The following is a 17459-nucleotide window of genomic DNA, read 5'->3' as shown; positions in this document are numbered from 1 at the left end:
CCCCGGCAGTTCAACGCCAGACAGCCCGGCGCTCCGTGTCAGCGGTCCGCCTTGGCCTTGTAGCCGCGCCCCCACTGCAGGCCCCAGCCGTACAGCCGGTCCAGCTCCGCCTGGAAGCCGTACACGAACTTCACCTCGCGCCGCACGACCAGTTCCCCCTTGACGTTCTCGATCATGACGACCGCGCAGGAGCGGGCCTGGGGGTGGCGTTCGTCGAGGCCGATCTCGATCCGGGGGCCGTTGCTCGGGTAGAGCGTGACGACGGCGTGGGTGCGGTCGAAGGCGGGCGTCTGGTCGTAGATGTAGACGAAGACCAGCAGCCGCTTGATCTGGTCGCGGTGGTCGAGGTTGACGTACATCGTCTCGCCGGACGCCGAACCGAACCGGTCGTCCCCGCTGAGCTTGACGAACGGCGGCGCGTTGATCTCGCCGAGGTAGCCGCCGAGCGGCTGGACCACGCCCTTGGTGCCGTCCACCAGCTCGTACAGGCAGCCGAGGTCGAGGTCGACGTTGACCATGCTCTGGCTGTGCCCGATGACCTCGGGCGGCTTGAGCGCCTTGAAGGGATGCCGCAGCAGGCTCTCGCGCGGTGAGCCGCCGATGTCGGACGTGCGCATCCGCCAGTTCAGGTTGACGCGCAGGTGCCCGGTGGCCGCGCCCTGCTTGGTGAGCGACACCTGGTGGTGCCGCTTGGTCAGCTCTATCGCGTTGCTCGCCGCGCTGCCCGTGTCGAAGTCGGCCTCGCGGCCACGCCAGAGCCCGTCGAGAAAACCCATGCCCGCCCCCACCGTCCCGTTGAAAACCCCGGCGGGGCGGCCGGCGCAGGAGTTCTCCTCGCCGGCCGCCCCGCACAGAGCGTTCCGCACTGAAGCCCGGTTCACACCGGGAAGCGGCTCTCAGGCCTGTTTCGCCCTAGACCGAGACCTCAGTCTTCTCGTCCGAGCCCGTCGCTTTTCCCTCTGCCGCTGCCAGTGCGTTGTTGCGGCGCACCGACGACCAGAAGGACCAGGCGATCAGCACCACGCCGACGAGGCCGGTGATGACCTCGTTGATCTGGTACTGGATCGTGACCATGAGGATCACTGCCAGCGCGCCGATCGCGTAGTGCGCGCCGTGCTCCAGGTAGACGTAGTCGTCGAGGGTGCCCTGGCGGACCAGGTAGACGGTGAGCGACCGGACGTACATCGCGCCGATGCCGAGGCCCAGGGCCATCAGGACGATGTCGTTGGTGATGGCGAAGGCGCCGATCACGCCGTCGAAGGAGAACGACGCGTCCAGGACCTCCAGGTAGAGGAACATGAAGAACGCGGCCTTGCCGGCCAGGGTGACCGCCGAGCGCTCCTTGCCGGCGCGCGCGGCCTCTTCCTCCTCCTCGTGCTCGCGTTCCTCCTCCTCTTCGAGCCGGTCCTCGAAGTAGCCGGAGAGACCACCGACGATCATGTACGTGATCAGGCCGGCGATCCCGGAGATCAGGACCGTCTGCGCCTTGTCGACGTGGGCGCCGCCGTGCTGGTGGGCGTGGGTGGCGAAGGTGAAGGACGTGACCAGCAGGACGATCAGGGCGATGCAGACCGACAGCATGTCGACCTTGCCGAGCTTGGCCAGCGGCCGCTCCAGCCAGGCCAGCCACTTGATGTCCCGGTCCTCGAAGATGAAGTCGAGGAAGATCATCAGCAGGAACATGCCGCCGAAGGCCGCGATCGACGGGTGGGCGTCGGTGACGAGCTGCTGGTAGTGGTCCTTGTCGTTCAGCGCGAGGTCGACCGCGTCGATCGGACCGATCTTGGCGCTGATGGCCACGATGACGACGGGAAAGACCAGTCGCATGCCGAACACGGCGATGAGGACGCCGACCGTGAGGAAGATCTTCTGCCAGAAGGCACTCATCTTCTTCAGGATTCCGGCGTTGACCACCGCGTTGTCGAACGACAGCGAGATCTCCAGAACGGTGAGGATAGCCACGATGCCGAAGGCTTCCCACCCCCCGTAGAGGACCGCTGCGACCAGGCCGAGCGCGGTGATCGCGAACGACCAGCCGAAGGTTTTCAGAAGCACTGGCTACCCAATCCGTAGGTACGGGTCTCCCCCGCGCCGTACTCGGCTTTACGAAACGTTGACTCCGAAGTCTAGAGCGATGCCCCGCAGCCCCGACGCGTACCCCTGCCCTACGGCCCTGAACTTCCACTCGCCCTGGTAGCGGTAGAGCTCGCCGAAGATCATGGCGGTTTCGGTGGAGGCGTCCTCGCTCAGGTCGTAGCGTGCGAGTTCCTGGCCGTCGGCCTGGTTGACGACCCGGATGAACGCGTTGCTGACCTGCCCGAACGTCTGGCCCCGCGCGTCCGCGTCATGGATCGAGACGGGGAAGACGATCTTGTCGCAGTGGGCCGGCACCTTGACCAGGTCGACCAGGAGCGACTCGTCGTCGCCCTCGCCCTCGCCGGTGAGGTTGTCGCCGGTGTGCTCCACCGAGCCGTCCGGGCTCTTGAGCTGGTTGTAGAAGACGAACCACTCGTCGCCCAGCACCCGCCCGCCGTTGCACAGCAGTGCGCTGGCGTCGAGGTCGAAGGCGGCTCCGGTGGTGGAGCGCGCGTCCCAGCCGAGCCCGACCATCACCTGTGTGAGGTTCGGAGCGGCCTTGGACAGGGAGACATTGCCTCCCTTGGCAAGCGTGACGCCCATGCTGCTGGTCCCTCCCCGAGACGGTACCTACCTGGGTTGTCCTGCGCGTCCGGCGCCGCACGAGGGGTGCGGCGCCGGACGGTGCGGTGCTCGGGCTCAGACGTTGACGCCGAAGTCCTGCGCGATGCCGCGCAGGCCCGAGGCGTACCCCTGGCCGATGGCACGGAACTTCCATTCCGCGCCGTGCCGGTACAGCTCGCCGAAGACCATGGCGGTCTCCGTGGAGGCGTCCTCGGAGAGGTCGTAGCGGGCGATCTCCGCCTCGCCCGCCTGGTTCACCACGCGGATGAACGCGTTGCGGACCTGGCCGAAGGACTGCTGGCGGTTCTCGGCGTCGTAGATCGAGACCGGGAAGACGATCTTCTCCACGTCGGCCGGGACACCGGCGAGGTTGATCTTGATCTGCTCGTCGTCGCCCTCGCCCTCACCGGTGATGTTGTCGCCGGTGTGCTCCACCGAGCCGTCCGGGCTCTTGAGGTTGTTGAAGAACACGAAGTTGGCGTCGCTGCTGACCTTGCCCTCGGCGTTCGTCAGGATGGCGCTGGCGTCGAGGTCGAAGTCGGTGCCGGTGGTGGTGCGGACGTCCCACCCCAGACCGACGATGACCGCGGTCAGGCCCGGGGCCTCCTTGGTCAGGGAAACGTTGCCGCCCTTGCTGAGGCTGACTCCCACGAGTCCTCCAATGATGTCCAGGGGCGGGGAGCCCCGCCGTACGTCGGATATCGGATCAACGATTCGATCCTAGTGACGGGTTCCCGCCCCACGCAGGGCTTGGAGCCGAAGAATCACAGGGTGTCGAGCGCCTTGACGTACTCGTTCAGGTCGCGGGCGTCCGGCAGGCCGTTGACGACCGTCCAGCGCACCACGCCCTCCTTGTCGATGACGAAGGTCCCGCGCACCGCGCAGCCCTTGTCCTCGTCGAAGACCCCGTAGGCGCGCGAGGTGGCGCCGTGCGGCCAGAAGTCGGACAGCAGCGGGTACTCCAGGCCCTCCTGCTCGGCGAAGACGCGCAGGGTGTGGATGGAGTCGTTCGACACCGCGAGCAGCTGTGTCTCGCGGTCGGAGAACTGCGGCAGGTTGTCGCGCAGCTCGCACAGTTCGCCGGTGCACACGCCGGTGAAGGCGAAGGGGTAGAAGAGCAGCACGACGTTCTGGTGGCCGCGGAAGTCGGACAGCCGAACAGTCCGGCCGTGGTTGTCCTTGAGCTCGAAGTCGGGGGCCTTGTCGCCGACCTGGATCGCCATCGCCTTCATGTCCCTTCGGTGGGGCTGTTCGGGTGAGTGAACACCCTACGCAGCGGGTCACCGGGGCTCACGGACGGGCCGACCTGAGTCGGCCCGTCCGGTGTCTTGCGGAGGATCACCTCTTGGACTTGGCCGCCTTCGGAGTCACCAGCCGGCTGCCGCTCCAGTCCTTGCCCACACTGACGCTCTTCGACGCGGACAGCCCCGCCGTCGTCGCGGCTTCGGAGATGTCGCTCGGCTCCACGTAGCCGTCCCGGCCGGTCTTCGGCGTCAGCAGCAGGATCGAACCACCCTCCTCGATGTACGTGATGGCATCCACCAGTACGTCGGTCAGGTCGCCGTCGTCGTCGCGGAACCACAGGACAACGGCGTCGGCGACGTCGTCGTATTCCTCGTCCACGAGATCACTGCCGATGACTTCCTCAATGGCCTCGCGGAGTTCCTGGTCTACGTCGTCGTCGTAGCCGATCTCCTGGACCACCTGCTCGGGCTGGAATCCCAGCCTGACGGCAGGGCTAGTCCGCTCCTCCGCGTGGTCCGCGGTCGCGCTCACGGGTTGCCTCCTGATCTTGTTTCGGTGAATGTCTCAGCCACGCGCGTGCGCGAAGCATTGGCCGTAGTCCACACGGGCGGGGCGGATCGCGCAAGTACCCGGCCCTTCAGACCGCCGAAACGGTGACTTTCCGGGCCGTGTCGCCGCAACTCCAGGCACGCCGCCCGGATGCGAGGTGACGCACACCACACCTTTCTGCCCCGTTTGTGTGTTTGGGAACCAGACCTGATGCGGCAGATCCGGTTACCCCCTAGTAGAGATGACGTTTGACGCCCCGAGGTACACGATGGGGAACGGCGCAGGAACGCCGTAATGCCAGCGAAAAGCAGCCCTCTGACAGGTAAGGAACAGCGTGGCTTCCGGATCCGATCGCAACCCGATCATCATTGGCGGCCTTCCGAGTCAGGTTCCTGACTTCGACCCCGAGGAAACGCAGGAGTGGCTCGACTCCCTCGACGCCGCCGTGGACGAGCGCGGCCGGGAGCGGGCCCGCTATCTGATGCTGCGGCTGATCGAGCGGGCCCGCGAGAAGCGCGTGGCCGTGCCGGAGATGCGCAGCACGGACTACGTCAACACCATCCCCACCAAGAGCGAGCCGTTCTTCCCGGGCAACGAGGAGATCGAGCGGAAGGTCCTCAACGCGACCCGGTGGAACGCCGCGGTCATGGTCTCCCGCGCCCAGCGGCCGGGCATCGGGGTCGGCGGCCACATCGCCACCTTCGCCTCCTCGGCCTCTCTCTACGACGTCGGCTTCAACCACTTCTTCCGCGGCAAGGACGAGGGCGACGGCGGTGACCAGGTCTTCTTCCAGGGCCACGCCTCCCCCGGCATCTACGCCCGCGCGTTCCTGCTGGACCGGCTGAGCGAGCAGAACCTGGACGCGTTCCGGCAGGAGAAGTCGAAGGCGCCCTACGGCCTCTCCAGCTACCCGCACCCGCGGCTGATGCCGGACTTCTGGGAGTTCCCGACCGTGTCGATGGGCCTGGGCCCGATCGGCGCGATCTACCAGGCCCGGATGAACCGCTACATGCAGGCGCGCGAGATCGCGGACACCTCGAAGTCGCACGTGTGGGCGTTCCTCGGCGACGGCGAGATGGACGAGCCGGAGTCGCTCGGCCAGCTGTCCATCGCCGCCCGCGAGGGCCTGGACAACCTGACCTTCGTCGTCAACTGCAACCTGCAGCGGCTGGACGGCCCGGTGCGCGGCAACGGCAAGGTCATCCAGGAGCTGGAGTCGATCTTCCGGGGCGCCGGCTGGAACGTGATCAAGCTGATCTGGGACCGCTCGTGGGACCCGCTGCTGGCGCAGGACCGCGACGGCGTGCTGGTCAACCGGATGAACACCACGCCCGACGGCCAGTTCCAGACGTACGCCACCGAGACCGGCTCGTACATCCGCGAGCACTTCTTCGGTGACGACCAGCGGCTGCGCGCGATGGTCGAGAACATGACCGACGACCAGATCCTGCACCTGGGGCGCGGCGGCCACGACCACCGGAAGATCTTCGCGGCGTTCGCGGCGGCCAAGGCGCACAAGGGCCAGCCGACGGTGATCCTCGCCAAGACGGTCAAGGGCTGGACGCTGGGCCCGAACTTCGAGGGCCGCAACGCGACCCACCAGATGAAGAAGCTGACGGTCGACGACCTCAAGGGCTTCCGCGACCGGCTGCACCTGCCGATCACCGACAAGGAGCTGGAGTCCGGCGCGCCGCCGTACTACCACCCGGGCCGGAAGTCGGAGGAGATCCAGTACATGCACGACCGCCGGATGGGGCTCGGCGGGTACGTCCCCACGCGTGTGGTGCGGGCGAAGCCCCTCGCCCTGCCCGGGGACAAGACGTACGCGAGTGTGAAGAAGGGCTCGGGTCAGCAGTCGATCGCCACCACCATGGCGTTCGTACGGCTGCTCAAGGACCTCATGCGGGACAAGGAACTCGGCAGGCGGTTCGTGCTGATCGCGCCGGACGAGTACCGCACGTTCGGCATGGACTCCTTCTTCCCGAGTGCGAAGATCTACAACCCGCTGGGCCAGCAGTACGAGTCGGTCGACCGTGAGCTGCTCCTGGCCTACAAGGAGTCGCCGACCGGGCAGATGCTGCACGACGGCATCTCGGAGGCCGGCTGCACGGCCTCGCTGATCGCGGCGGGCTCGGCCTACGCGACGCACGGCGAGCCGCTCATCCCGGTCTACGTCTTCTACTCCATGTTCGGTTTCCAGCGCACCGGCGACCAGTTCTGGCAGATGGCCGACCAGTTGGCGCGCGGTTTCGTCCTCGGTGCGACGGCCGGCCGGACCACGCTGACCGGTGAGGGCCTCCAGCACGCGGACGGCCACTCGCAGCTGCTGGCCTCCACGAACCCGGGCTGTGTGGCGTACGACCCGGCGTACGGCTTCGAGATCGCACACATCGTGCAGGACGGCCTGCGCCGGATGTACGGGCCCGACAGCGAGGACGTCTTCTACTACCTCACCGTCTACAACGAGCCCATCCAGCACCCGGCCGAGCCGGAGAACGTGGACGCCGAGGGCATCGTCAAGGGCATCCACCGCTTCAGCGAGGGCACCTCGGGATCGATCCCGGCGCAGGTCATCGCGTCGGGTGTGGCGGTGCCGTGGGCGATCGAGGCGCAGCGGATCCTCGCCGAGGAGTGGAACGTGCGCGCCGACGTCTGGTCGGCGACCTCCTGGAACGAGCTGCGCCGCGAGGCCGTCGAGGTGGAGCGGCACAACCTGCTGCACCCCGAGGAGGAGCAGCGGGTGCCGTACGTGACGCGGAAGCTCGCCGGGGCCCAGGGGCCGTTCGTGGCGGTGTCGGACTGGATGCGGTCGGTGCCGGACCAGATCGCGCGCTGGGTGCCGGGGACGTACCAGTCCCTCGGGGCGGACGGCTTCGGGTTCGCGGACACGCGCGGCGCGGCGCGGCGCTTCTTCCACATCGACGCGCAGTCGATCGTGCTGGGCGTGCTGACCGAACTGGCGAAGGAAGGGAAGGTGGACCGGTCGGTGCTGAAGCAGGCGATCGACCGCTACCAGCTCCTCGACGCCTCGGCGGCCGACCCCGGCGCGGCCGGCGGCGACGCGTAGCCGCACGCGGCTGAGGACGGCGGCGGGGCCCGTGGGCCCCGCCGCTCGCGCGTCGCGGGTCCTCGCGGGTTCCCTACGATGCGCGCATGGAGCAACAGTCGGCGCAGGTCCGGTGGGAACAGTTCAGCCAACGGCCCCTGCTGGCGCTCGCCCTGCTGTTCGCCCTCGCCTACGCGGTCCCGATCGTGGACAGTTCGGCGGGGCGCTCACTGACCGCCGGCTGCACGCTCGTTGAGTGGGTGGTCTGGGGGGCGTTCGCGGCGGACTACCTGATACGGCTGGGGCTGGCCCGGCGGCGCCGGGAGTTCGTGCGCACGCACTGGCTGGACCTGTGCGCGGTGGTGCTGCCGCTGCTCCAGCCGCTGCGGCTGTTGCGCCTGGTCTCCACGCTGATGCTGGTGGGGCGGCGGGCCCGGATGGCCTCGCAGATCCAGCTCACCACGTATGTCGCCGGCGCGGTGGTGGGGCTGCTGATGTTCGGCTCGCTGGCGGTGCTGTCGGTGGAGCGGGAGGCCCCGCACGGGAACATCCTGACGCTGGGTGACGCGGTGTGGTGGTCGTTCACCACCATGACCACCGTGGGGTACGGCGACCACGCCCCGACCACCGGCCTGGGCCGCATGATCGCGGTGGGGCTGATGCTCTCCGGGATCGCGCTGCTGGGTGTGGTGACCGCGAACATCGCCGCGTGGTTCATCTCGCGCTTCGAGAAGGACGACGTGACCGAGCGCCGTCAGACGGAGGCCATCGAGGCGCTGACGGCGGAGGTACGGGCGCTGCGGGCGGAGGTCGCCGCGCTGCGCACGCCGGCCGCGGCGGCCCTCACCGGGACACGGGTGGGCTCCCGGCCCATCCGCCGGGAGCCCGTCATTCACCCGCCCGGGTCAGAACAGTCCGCTGCCCGGGGTCGCCGCTCCGGCGAGCCAGATGATCGCCAGGAGCGTGTCGATCGCACCCAGGACGAGAGCGACCAGGGCCGGGATCGAGCGGCTGCCGCCCGACCAGCTGCGGCCCATGGCCAGCCAGCCGCAGACGACCGCCACCGGGCCGAGGATGATCCCCAGCACGAAGAAACCGGCGACCGCGCAGATGACTCCGATGATTCCGAGCGTCGCGCTGTCCGGCCCGCTCCGTGACCTCGTGCGGCTACGTGAGCGGGGGTAATTGCGCGTTCCGTGTCCGAAGCCCGCCATCATCAACTCCCTGAACCACATGGTTGGTTGGGTTCGCTCTGGGTTCAGAGGTGCGGGTACCCCGGCTTCCGCCGTTCATCCCCGGGGCCGGGAGAGCCCCCTTCCGGTCTGCCGGCGCGCCACCCCCCTCCGGCAGCGCGCCGCAGCACCGGCCGCCCTCCAAGGCGCCGCGAGCGGCCCGGACTTGTGCCCGGAACATGCCTGCGGAGGGCTTGACCCACTGTGACCCGCGGTGCGTACCGGCTGCGAGGAATCTTTAGCTTTGTCACCCTGATAGGCGAACTCCGTTCGCGGGGACCACGCGGAGTCCGCCCCCGGGTCAGATGTGCGCGGCGCCCGCGCCCGCCTCCGCGTTCTCGCCGCGCTTGGTGAGCAGCGCGACCAGCACCGCGACGGCCGCGACCCCGGCGGCGACCAGCGACGCCAGGCTCATGCCGGAGATGAAGGTGTCGTGCGCGACGTCCGCGATCTTCGCGGCGATCGCCTCGGGCGTGCCCTTGGCCACCGGTGCCACACCGACCTGGACCGCCTCCGACGCCTGGTCCAGCTGGGCCGGGGTGAGCTTCGGCAGGCCCGCGTCCGCCCAGTTGCCCGCGAGGTCGCCGTCCACCTTGGAGGCCATGACGGCGCCGAGGACGGCCGTACCGAGACTGCCGCCGATCTGCATCGCGGCCTGCTGGAGACCGCCGGCGACCCCGGAGAGCTCCATGGGCGCGTTGCCGACGATGACCTCGGTCGCGCCGACCATGACCGGGGCGAGGCCGAGGCCCAGCAGGGCGAACCAGAGCGACATGGTGGCGCTGCCGGTGTCCACCTTCAGGGTGGACATGCCGTACATGGCGATCGCGGTGGCCGCCATGCCGCCGGCCAGCGGGATGCGCGGGCCGAGCCTGGTGATCATCGCGCCCGCGAGCGGGGAACCGACGATCATCATCCCGGTGAGCGGGAGCAGGTGCAGACCGGCGTCGATCGGGCTCATACCGTGCACGTTCTGGAGGTAGAACGTCACGAAGAAGAGGCCGCCCATGAAGGCGATGGCCATCAGCACCATGAGGACCACCCCCGCGGACAGCGGCACGGAGCGGAAGAGTCCGAGCGGGATCAGCGGCTCCTTCACCTTCGTCTCCCAGAAGGAGAAGACGGCGAAGCCCACCGCGGACACGGCGACGAAGGTCCAGGTGCGGCCGTCGCCCCAGCCCCAGGCCGGCGCCTTGATGAGCGCCCACACCAGGCAGAACATCGCGCCGGACAGCAGCACGATGCCGAGGATGTCGAAGGACCGGGGGGCGTTCCGCGCGCGGTGGTCGAGCAGGATCAGCGTGCCCAGGGCCAGCGCGAGGACGCCGACGGGCACGTTGACGAAGAACACCGACTGCCAGTTGACGTGCTCGACCAGCACACCGCCGAGGATCGGGCCGCCGGCGGTGGAGGCGCCGATGACCATGCCCCAGATGCCGATGGCCATGTTGAGCTTCTCGGCGGGGAAGGTGGCCCGGAGCAGGCCGAGCGCGGCCGGCATCAGCAGGGCGCCGAACAGCCCCTGCAGGACGCGGAAGGTGACGACCAGCGCGATGCTGCCGGACAGGCCGATGGCGCCGGAGGCGGCCGCGAAGCCGACCACGCCGATCAGGAAGGTCTGGCGGTGACCGAAGCGGTCACCGAGCTTGCCCGCGGTGATGAGGGAGACCGCGAGGGCGAGGAAGTAGCCGTTGGTGATCCACTGGACGTCGGCGAAGCTGGCGTTCAGGTCCTTCTGGATGGCCGGGTTGGCGATGGCCACGATGGTGCCGTCGAGGGCCACCATCATGACTCCGACGGCGACCGTGATGAGGGTGAACCAGGGATGGCCGCGCAGCCCGGAGGACGGCGACCGGTCGGACGGGTCCGCCGGTGCCGTGTCCCCCGGGCCCGCCGTACCGATGGTGGTCTGACTAGTCATACGTACGATGCTAGTGACAGCGACTGACAGTTGACAAAGCAATTCACAAGTCGGTAACTGTCACGACACCGACTCCTTGCCATGAGCAGGGGGAACAGTAAAGAGGAGAGGCATGGAGACAGTGGGTGCCGCTCAGCCGGTACCGCGACCGGGCCTGCGCGAACGCAAGAAGCAGCGCACCCGGGACGCCCTGCTGCGGGCCGCCCTCGACCTGTTCACGGACCGGGGGTACGAGCGCACGACCGTCGACGACATCGCCGAGGCCGTCGACGTCTCGCAGCGCACCTTCTTCCGCTACTTCGCGAGCAAGGAGGACGCGGTCTTCTTCGCCCCTCGGCTCGCGGAGTCCCACTTCACCGAGGCCGTCCGGGCCCGCCCGCCGCACGAACCCCCGCTGGAGGCGCTGCGCCGGGCCGTCCTGGAGAGCTGGCACACCATCGGGGAGGCCATCGAGCAGGTCGTACCCCTCGAACTCCACCTGCGCACCTACCGGGTGATCGAGTCGACGCCCGCGCTGCTCGCCGCGCACCTCGGCCGTTCGGCGGAACTGGAGGAGCGGATCGCCCGCATCATCGCCGAGCGCGAGGGCCTGGACGTGGAGGCGGACCCCCGGCCGCGCCTGCTGGTCGCCGTCTTCAGCGCCGTGATCCGGGTGACCGAGCGCAAGTGGTCGGTGGGCGACGAGGTCAGCACCGAAGCCATGCGGGAGTTGACCGCCGCCTACCTCGATCAGGTGGGCCCTGCCCTGCTGGGGAACTGGCGTACGGGCTGAGGAATTCCTCACGGACCCTGAAACCGTGATCCGCGTCACTTGGTTAACGCGAGACCCTCTCGTTCTCCTAGTGTGTCCTTTCAGTGACTTCCTTCGACACCTCCCCGCAACTGAACGTCTGGCGCGCACTGCTCGCGCTGGCCGTCGTGTTCGTCATGCTGGCGACCACAGGCTGGACCGCGCTGCGCCACCACCGGGTGACCGGCGCGCTCCAGACCTCGCTCTCCGCATGGGAGCACGGGCACGTCCAGGGCCACCGGCTGCCGGACCCGGACGCGGCACCCGACGTGCTCCGCCGGTTCTTCGCCTCGCTCACCGCGCAGGAGCGCGCCCGGCTCGCGCACCGCTACCCGCTCGCCGTCGGCAACATGAACGGCGCCCCGGTCGCCCTGCGCTACCGCGCCAACCGTCTCGCGCTCGACAAGGCCCGCCGGGTCGAGCTCAGGCGCGTGCACGACCCACGCCTCTCGCAGGACGGGCAGCAGGCCGCCGCCCGCCGTATGAACCGCTTCGAGGCGCTGCTGGGCGGGCACCGCAAGATCCTCGCCTTCGACCCGGCCGGTTCGGGGCGGGTCGCCGAGGTCTTCGGCAGCCTGTCCAGGGCCGAGCGGGTCTCCGTCGTCGTCCCCGGCGTCGACACCGACCTGCTCACGTTCCAGCGCACCAACCGCAGGTACTCCGCGCCCGTCGGCATGGCCAAGGCGCTGTACGCGGCCGAGCGCGACGTCGGTCCCGACACGCGTACGGCCGTGATCGCGTGGGCCGACTACACCACCCCCGACGGGCTCGGCATCGACTCGGCAACCGCGATGCGCGCCGAGGACGGCGCGGTCCGGCTGAACGCGCTGCTGCGCGGCCTGCCCGGCCACGCGCCCGTCTCGCTGTTCTGCCACAGCTACGGCTCCGTGGTGTGCGGTCTGGCCGCGCACGACCTGCCGCACCGCGTGGCCGACATAGCGGTGGCCGCGAGCCCGGGCATGCGTGCCGGGAACGCCGAGCGGCTGCGCACCTCGGCCCGGGTGTGGGCGATGCGGGACGCCACCGACTGGGTGCGGGACGTGCCGTACCTGGAGGTCGGCGGGCTGGGTCACGGCGCAGATCCGGTGTCCTCGGGCTTCGGCGCGCGGGTGCTGTCGGCGCAGGGTGCCCGAGGCCACAGCGGCTACTTCGAGCCGGGCACGGCGAGCCTGCTGAACTTCGCCGAGATCGGCGTCGGCGCGTACCACTCGGTGGTGTGCGCGGACGAGGACAACCGGTGCTGGAAGGGTTTGTCCGGCACGACGACGGTCGGACGCGCGTAGAGGCGCAGAAACCGCGGTCCGCGCGGGGAGGGGACGGAGGAGCTCGTGCCACATACGATGAGCCGCATGGGTGACGTACTGGCCGGATTTCATGCCGCCTGGGAGTTCGATTCCGACTCCGTGCTCATCCGCTACGAACGGGGGATACGCACCCCCAAGCTCTTCCAGGCCCTCGGGGAACGCCGTATCCCCCTGGACGCGATCGCTGGGGTGACGCTGACCCCCGGGCGGCGCGGCACCGTCGTCCTGCGGGCCGAGCCGAGGCCCGGCGCCGACCCGCTGATGGAGGCGGCGGCGGGACAGCTCAGGGAGGGCTGCGACCCCTACCGGCTGGTGCTGTCCGGGGAGCGGGAGACGCTCGCCGAGTACTATGCCGACGAACTGCGGTCACGGCTGGGCGAGTCGGGGCCCGCCGACCGGTTCATGGTGCCGGCCCCCGAGGTGCCCCTGAAGTTCAAGGCGTACGACGGCAAGGCGTCCTTCGACGGGAAGACCGTCCGCTTCCGGTGGTTCTGGACGGGCGCGTCCTCCGCCAAGTGGAAGGCCGGCGACCAGAGTTTCCCGGTCGCCGACCTGAGCGGCGTCGAATGGCGCTCCCCCGAGGTGTTCGAGGGACATCTGCGTCTGGTGCCGCGCGAGGCGGGCACCGGGCAGGCGGCGCAGGCCGACCACGATCCCGCCTCGGTCGTCTTCGGCCTGGGCTACGGGCCCGTCCACGAGTCGCTGCCGTTCGCCGCGGCGGTGCTGGCCGCCGTCCGCTCCCGCGGGACGGTCGCCGTGCCGGCCGCGCCGCGCCGCGACCCCGCCGACATCGCCGAGCGCATCCGCCACCTCGGAGAACTGCACGAGGCCGGTCTCGTCACCGACGAGGAGTTCTCCGTGAAGAAGGCGGAACTCCTCGCCGAGCTGTAGGCCCCGGGCGGTTACTCGCGTCCGGCGGAGGTGAACGACATGTCCGCGTAGCGGTCGCCCGCCACCTTGGCCGCTATCGGCTCCAGCAGGGACAGTTCGTCCTCGCTCAGCTCGATGCGGGTCGCCGCCGTGTTCTCCTCCACCCGGCCCGGCTTGCGGGTGCCCGGGATCGGGATCACCGGCAGGCCGTGCACCGACGCCCGCTGCTGGACCCACGCCAGGGCGGTCTGGCCCGCCGAGGCGCCGTGGGCCTCGGCGACCGCGCGGACCGGTTCGAGCAGGGCCGCGTTGGCGGCGGCGTTGTCCCCGGTGAAGCGGGGCTGCTGGCGGCGGAAGTCGTCCGCGCCGAGGTCCTGGTCGGCGTCGGTGAAGGAGCCGGTGAGGAACCCGCGGCCGAGCGGCGAGTACGGCACGAGGGTCACGCCCAGTTCGCGGGCGGCCGGGACGACGTACGCCTCGATGTCCCGGCTGAACAGCGACCACTCCGACTGCAGGGCGGCGATGGGGTGCACCGCGTGCGCGGCCCGCAGCTCGTCGGCGGTGACCTCGCTCAGCCCGAGGTGTTTGACCTTGCCCTCGCGGACCAGCTCGGCCATCGTGCCGACGGACTCCTCGATCGGCACGTTCACGTCGCGGCGGTGCATGTAGTAGAGGTCGATGACGTCGACGTCCAGGCGCCGCAGGCTCGCCTCGACGGCCTCGCGGATGTACGGCGGGTCGTTGCGGACGACCCGCCGGGTCGGCTCGCCGGGCGGAATGGACAGGGCGAACTTCGTGGCGATGACGACCTCGTCGCGGTGCGCCTTGAAGAACGGGGACAGGAACCGCTCGTTCTCACCGGCGCCGTAGGCGTCCGCCGTGTCGTAGAGGGTCACGCCGAGTTCCAGCGCCCGTTCCAGGGTGGCGCGGGACTGGTCCGCGTCCGAGGGGCCGTAGGCGAAGCTCATGCCCATGCAGCCGAGGCCCTGCACGCCCACCTCGGGTCCGTCGCCGGCCAGCCGTGCGGTGGGGATCGTGCCGTGCGTCATCCGACTTTCTCCTTCTCGTAGGCGCGTCCCGCGTCGGCGTAGAAGCTGATCTTCCGGTCGAGCACCGCGAGCGTGTCCCGCAGTTCGTCGATCCGGGAGAGCACGTCGCGGCGGGTCGCCTCCAGCAGCTCGAAGCGCTCGGTGTAGGTCTGGTCGCCCTCGCGCACCAGCTCCGCGTACCGCACCATGTCGGCGACCGGCATGCCGGTCAGCCGCAGCTTGCCGACGAGGTCGAGCCAGTCCAGGTCGCGGTTGCTGTAGCGGCGCTGGCCGGTGTGCGAGCGGTCGATGTGCGGCATCAGGCCGATGCGCTCGTACCAGCGCAGGGTGTGGGCCGTCAGACCGGTGAAGGCGACGACCTCGCTGATCGTGTAGGCGTCCTGGCCTTGCGGGCGCCGGTGGGGGTGCGGCGGGGCCGCGCAGCTGTCGGTCCTGGTACCCGGGGTCTCCGTCACCGTCATGGCCTCCACGCTAAGGGCTTGGAGCGCACTCGAAGCAAGCAGGACGGGTAAGAAATCCCCAGGACGCGCCACCCGCCAGGTGATTACCGTGCGGTGCATGAGTCTCGTACGCCGCGCCACCCCCGAGGACGCAGTGGAAGTCCTGCGTCTGCGCCAGGTGATGATCGATTCGATGGCGGGCGCGGAGCCCGGTACGGAGTGGCACGCGCAAGCGCTGCCGGCGCTGCGCCGGCGGCTCGCGGAGGACGAGGACTTCGCCGCCTTCGTCGCCGGCCACCCGGACCGGCCGCAGGCGTGCGCGGCCCTGGCGGTCGGCACGGTCGACTACCGCATCGGGAAGGCGGCCAATCCGGGCGGGCGCGCCGGGTACGTCTTCAGTGTCGCCACCGACCCGGACGCCCGGCGCCGGGGATACGCGCGCGCCTGCATGGAGGAACTCCTGACCTGGTTCCGCGAGCGGGGGGCGGGACAGGTCCTGCTCACCGCGTCCGCCGAGGCGGAGCCCCTGTACGCCTCCCTCGGCTTCGTCCGCAAACCGGACCCCGCCATGGGACTGACCCTGTGACCACTTAGGCTCCTCGGCATGTCCTTGCAGAGCCTCGCGTTGATCGAGAACTGGCCGGTTCCCACCGCTGCGGCGGGGGTCGTACGCGCGGACGGCACGGTCCTCGCCACCCACGGGCCGGCCGGGCAGCCCTTCCGGCTGGCGTCGGTCACCAAGCCGCTCGCGGCCTACGCGGCGCTGGTCGCCCACGAGGAGGGCGCGATCGACCTCGACGAGCCCGCCGGGCCGCCCGGGGCGACGGTGCGCCATCTCCTCGCGCACACCTCGGGCCTCGCCTTCGACGAGCACCGGGTGACGGCCCCGCCCGGCGACCGGCGGCTGTACTCGAACGCCGGGTTCGAGCAGCTCGGGGACCACATCGCGAAGGCGACCGAGATCCCGTTCGCCGAGTACCTGCGGCAGGCGGTGCTGGAGCCGCTGGGGATGACGTCGACCTCGCTGGAGGGCTCCCCGGCGAAGGACGGGCGGTCCACCGTCGACGACCTGCTGCGGTTCGCGGCGGAGGTGCAGGCGCCCCGGCTCCTCGACGCCCGGACCGTCGCGGCGGCGATGACCGTCCAGTACCCGGGGACCAAGGGCGTGCTGCCGGGCTACGGCCACCAGAACCCCAACGACTGGGGCCTCGGCTTCGAGATCCGCGACTCCAAGTCGCCTCACTGGACGGGGACTTCGTCCTCCCCTCGGACGTTCGGCCACTTCGGCCAGTCCGGTACGTTCCTGTGGATCGACCCGGACGCGCGGGCGGCCTGCGTGGCCCTCACGGACCGCGCCTTCGGCCCCTGGGCGACCGAGGCGTGGCCGGCCTTCACGGACGCGGTCCTCGCCGAACTCCGGGACGCGCGCTAGGACATCTCCCACACGAGCAGCTCGGCCGCGGTCACCGCGATCACCTCGACGTCCTCGGCGTCGGTGATCCGGACCGCGTCGCCCGCCCCCAACTCCTCGTCGTCGAGCCGCACTTCGCCGCGTACGACGTGGACGTAGACGTGCCGGCCGTCCGGTACCGCGGTCCGCTCCCCCGCCGCCGGCCGCCGCACGTGCAGCAGCGCGCCCGCCTCCGGGACGGCGTACGGCGTGGAGTCGGCGATGCCGCGGACGGTCTCGTACGACGGGTCGCCGCCCGGGGTGAGCGGCGCCAGCCACATCTGGACGAAGACCAGCGGGCCCGGGCCGTCGTTGCGCTCGACGTGCCGCACGCCCGACGCGGAGCTCAGCCGCTGCACGTCCCCGGGGCGCACCAGGCTCTCCCGGCCGAGCGAGTCGCGGTGCGTCAGCTCGCCCTCGACCACCCAGGTCACGATCTCGGTGTGGCTGTGCGGATGCTCGTCGAAGCCGGCGCCGGGAGCGAGCCGCTCCTCGTTGCAGGCGAGCACGGCGCCGAAGCGGAGGTTGCCGGGGTCGTAGTGCGGGCCGAAGGAGAAGGCGTGCCAGGACTCGATCCCAGCCTCGGCGTCGCCACCCCGGTAGCGCTCCACGGCGCGCCGCACGTCCATCACGAACCCCACGGTAGCCCTGCCGGGCACAACACCCCGCATCCCACACGCCCGGGTAGAGCCCGCCAAGGGCCCACCACGCCCCACTTGCCTCACCGCGCGCCCGCCAAGGGCCCACCACGCCCCACTGCCCCCACACGCCCGCCGCGAGGAAGCCGCAGAGAGCGCGCCGCCCGGCACCCCACACGCCCGGCAAGACCCCGGCCAAAGGCCCACCACACCCCACTGCCCCCC

The 17459-nt window shown here is 70.1% G+C and carries 17 protein-coding genes and 1 pseudogene; 7 read left to right on the top strand and 11 right to left on the bottom strand.

All coding sequences use genetic code 11. The features are described 5' to 3' along the window. Positions 1–38: 38 nt before the first annotated feature. From ABZT03_RS27045 to ABZT03_RS27020, 6 genes are all read right to left on the bottom strand, one after another. On the bottom strand, positions 39–776 hold the full coding sequence (locus ABZT03_RS27045) for a Tellurium resistance (RefSeq protein WP_356043706.1): 738 nt from the start codon (positions 774–776) through the stop codon (positions 39–41). Between the two features lie 136 nt (positions 777–912). Then, entirely contained in the window at positions 913–2055 is a 1143-nt protein-coding gene (locus ABZT03_RS27040; RefSeq protein ID WP_356043703.1) for a DUF475 domain-containing protein, read from the bottom strand. A gap of 48 nt (positions 2056–2103) precedes the next feature. Beyond that, positions 2104–2679, bottom strand: coding sequence for a TerD family protein (locus ABZT03_RS27035; RefSeq protein WP_356043700.1), 576 nt, complete (start codon positions 2677–2679; stop codon positions 2104–2106). 96 nt (positions 2680–2775) lie between these two features. Further along, complete coding sequence (locus ABZT03_RS27030) at positions 2776–3351, bottom strand: calcium homeostasis/redox stress adaptation protein (RefSeq protein WP_356043697.1); 576 nt, start codon at positions 3349–3351, stop codon at positions 2776–2778. A 113-nt stretch (positions 3352–3464) separates the two neighbouring features. Next, the gene (locus tag ABZT03_RS27025; protein WP_356043767.1) at positions 3465–3923 is read right to left on the bottom strand and encodes a peroxiredoxin; all 459 of its coding nucleotides are present in this window, start codon (positions 3921–3923) and stop codon (positions 3465–3467) included. Positions 3924–4038: 115 nt separating this feature from the next. Continuing rightward, complete coding sequence (locus ABZT03_RS27020; RefSeq protein ID WP_356043694.1) at positions 4039–4476, bottom strand: DUF3052 domain-containing protein; 438 nt, start codon at positions 4474–4476, stop codon at positions 4039–4041. Between the two features lie 352 nt (positions 4477–4828). On the opposite strand from ABZT03_RS27020, the gene aceE reads away from it, so the two are divergent. Further along, positions 4829–7561: a pyruvate dehydrogenase (acetyl-transferring), homodimeric type gene (gene aceE, locus ABZT03_RS27015; protein ID WP_356043691.1), complete on the top strand. Its 2733-nt coding sequence runs from the start codon at positions 4829–4831 to the stop codon at positions 7559–7561. 86 nt (positions 7562–7647) lie between these two features. Then, positions 7648–8364, top strand: a pseudogene (locus ABZT03_RS27010) (potassium channel family protein); the annotation flags it as partial. 81 nt (positions 8365–8445) lie between these two features. On the opposite strand, the gene ABZT03_RS27005 reads toward ABZT03_RS27010, so the two are convergent. Both ABZT03_RS27005 and ABZT03_RS27000 read right to left on the bottom strand, forming a co-directional pair. Next, positions 8446–8757, bottom strand: coding sequence for a small hydrophobic protein (locus ABZT03_RS27005; protein ID WP_356043765.1), 312 nt, complete (start codon positions 8755–8757; stop codon positions 8446–8448). 316 nt (positions 8758–9073) lie between these two features. After that, complete coding sequence (locus ABZT03_RS27000; RefSeq protein WP_356043689.1) at positions 9074–10693, bottom strand: MFS transporter; 1620 nt, start codon at positions 10691–10693, stop codon at positions 9074–9076. Positions 10694–10805: 112 nt separating this feature from the next. Between ABZT03_RS27000 and ABZT03_RS26995 the strand changes: the two genes are divergently transcribed. The 3 genes from ABZT03_RS26995 to ABZT03_RS26985 all read left to right on the top strand — a co-directional run bounded on the left by ABZT03_RS26995 (position 10806) and on the right by ABZT03_RS26985 (position 13678). Next, positions 10806–11465: a TetR family transcriptional regulator gene (locus ABZT03_RS26995; RefSeq protein WP_356043686.1), complete on the top strand. Its 660-nt coding sequence runs from the start codon at positions 10806–10808 to the stop codon at positions 11463–11465. Between the two features lie 83 nt (positions 11466–11548). Then, complete coding sequence (locus ABZT03_RS26990) at positions 11549–12766, top strand: alpha/beta hydrolase (protein ID WP_356043683.1); 1218 nt, start codon at positions 11549–11551, stop codon at positions 12764–12766. Positions 12767–12823: 57 nt separating this feature from the next. Then, positions 12824–13678, top strand: a complete 855-nt coding sequence (locus ABZT03_RS26985) for a DUF4429 domain-containing protein (protein WP_356043763.1) — start codon at positions 12824–12826, stop codon at positions 13676–13678. A gap of 11 nt (positions 13679–13689) precedes the next feature. On the opposite strand, the gene ABZT03_RS26980 is transcribed toward ABZT03_RS26985, so the two are convergent. Both ABZT03_RS26980 and ABZT03_RS26975 read right to left on the bottom strand, forming a co-directional pair. Beyond that, the gene (locus ABZT03_RS26980; RefSeq protein WP_356043681.1) at positions 13690–14706 is read right to left on the bottom strand and encodes an aldo/keto reductase; all 1017 of its coding nucleotides are present in this window, start codon (positions 14704–14706) and stop codon (positions 13690–13692) included. Further along, positions 14703–15167, bottom strand: coding sequence for a MerR family transcriptional regulator (locus ABZT03_RS26975; protein WP_356043678.1), 465 nt, complete (start codon positions 15165–15167; stop codon positions 14703–14705). The genes ABZT03_RS26980 and ABZT03_RS26975 overlap by 4 nt, the downstream gene beginning before the upstream one ends. A 97-nt stretch (positions 15168–15264) precedes the next feature. On the opposite strand from ABZT03_RS26975, the gene ABZT03_RS26970 reads away from it, so the two are divergent. Together ABZT03_RS26970 and ABZT03_RS26965 are read left to right on the top strand one after the other, a co-directional pair. After that, on the top strand, positions 15265–15732 hold the full coding sequence (locus ABZT03_RS26970; RefSeq protein ID WP_356043675.1) for a GNAT family N-acetyltransferase: 468 nt from the start codon (positions 15265–15267) through the stop codon (positions 15730–15732). An 18-nt stretch (positions 15733–15750) separates the two neighbouring features. Then, positions 15751–16578 carry a serine hydrolase domain-containing protein gene (locus ABZT03_RS26965; protein ID WP_356043672.1) on the top strand — a complete coding sequence of 276 codons (828 nt, stop codon included), beginning with the start codon at positions 15751–15753 and terminating at the stop codon, positions 16576–16578. On the opposite strand, the gene ABZT03_RS26960 is transcribed toward ABZT03_RS26965, so the two are convergent. After that, on the bottom strand, positions 16575–17228 hold the full coding sequence (locus ABZT03_RS26960; protein WP_356043669.1) for a pirin family protein: 654 nt from the start codon (positions 17226–17228) through the stop codon (positions 16575–16577). The two genes, ABZT03_RS26965 and ABZT03_RS26960, sit on opposite strands and share 4 nt — an antisense overlap. Positions 17229–17459 lie beyond the last annotated feature (231 nt).

Source organism: Streptomyces sp. NPDC005574, assembly GCF_040605435.1.
In the GTDB taxonomy this organism is placed as follows: Bacteria; Actinomycetota; Actinomycetes; order Streptomycetales; family Streptomycetaceae; genus Streptomyces.
The sequence above is the reverse complement of the archived record's forward strand: the minus strand, read 5'-3'. Positions and strand labels throughout refer to the sequence as shown.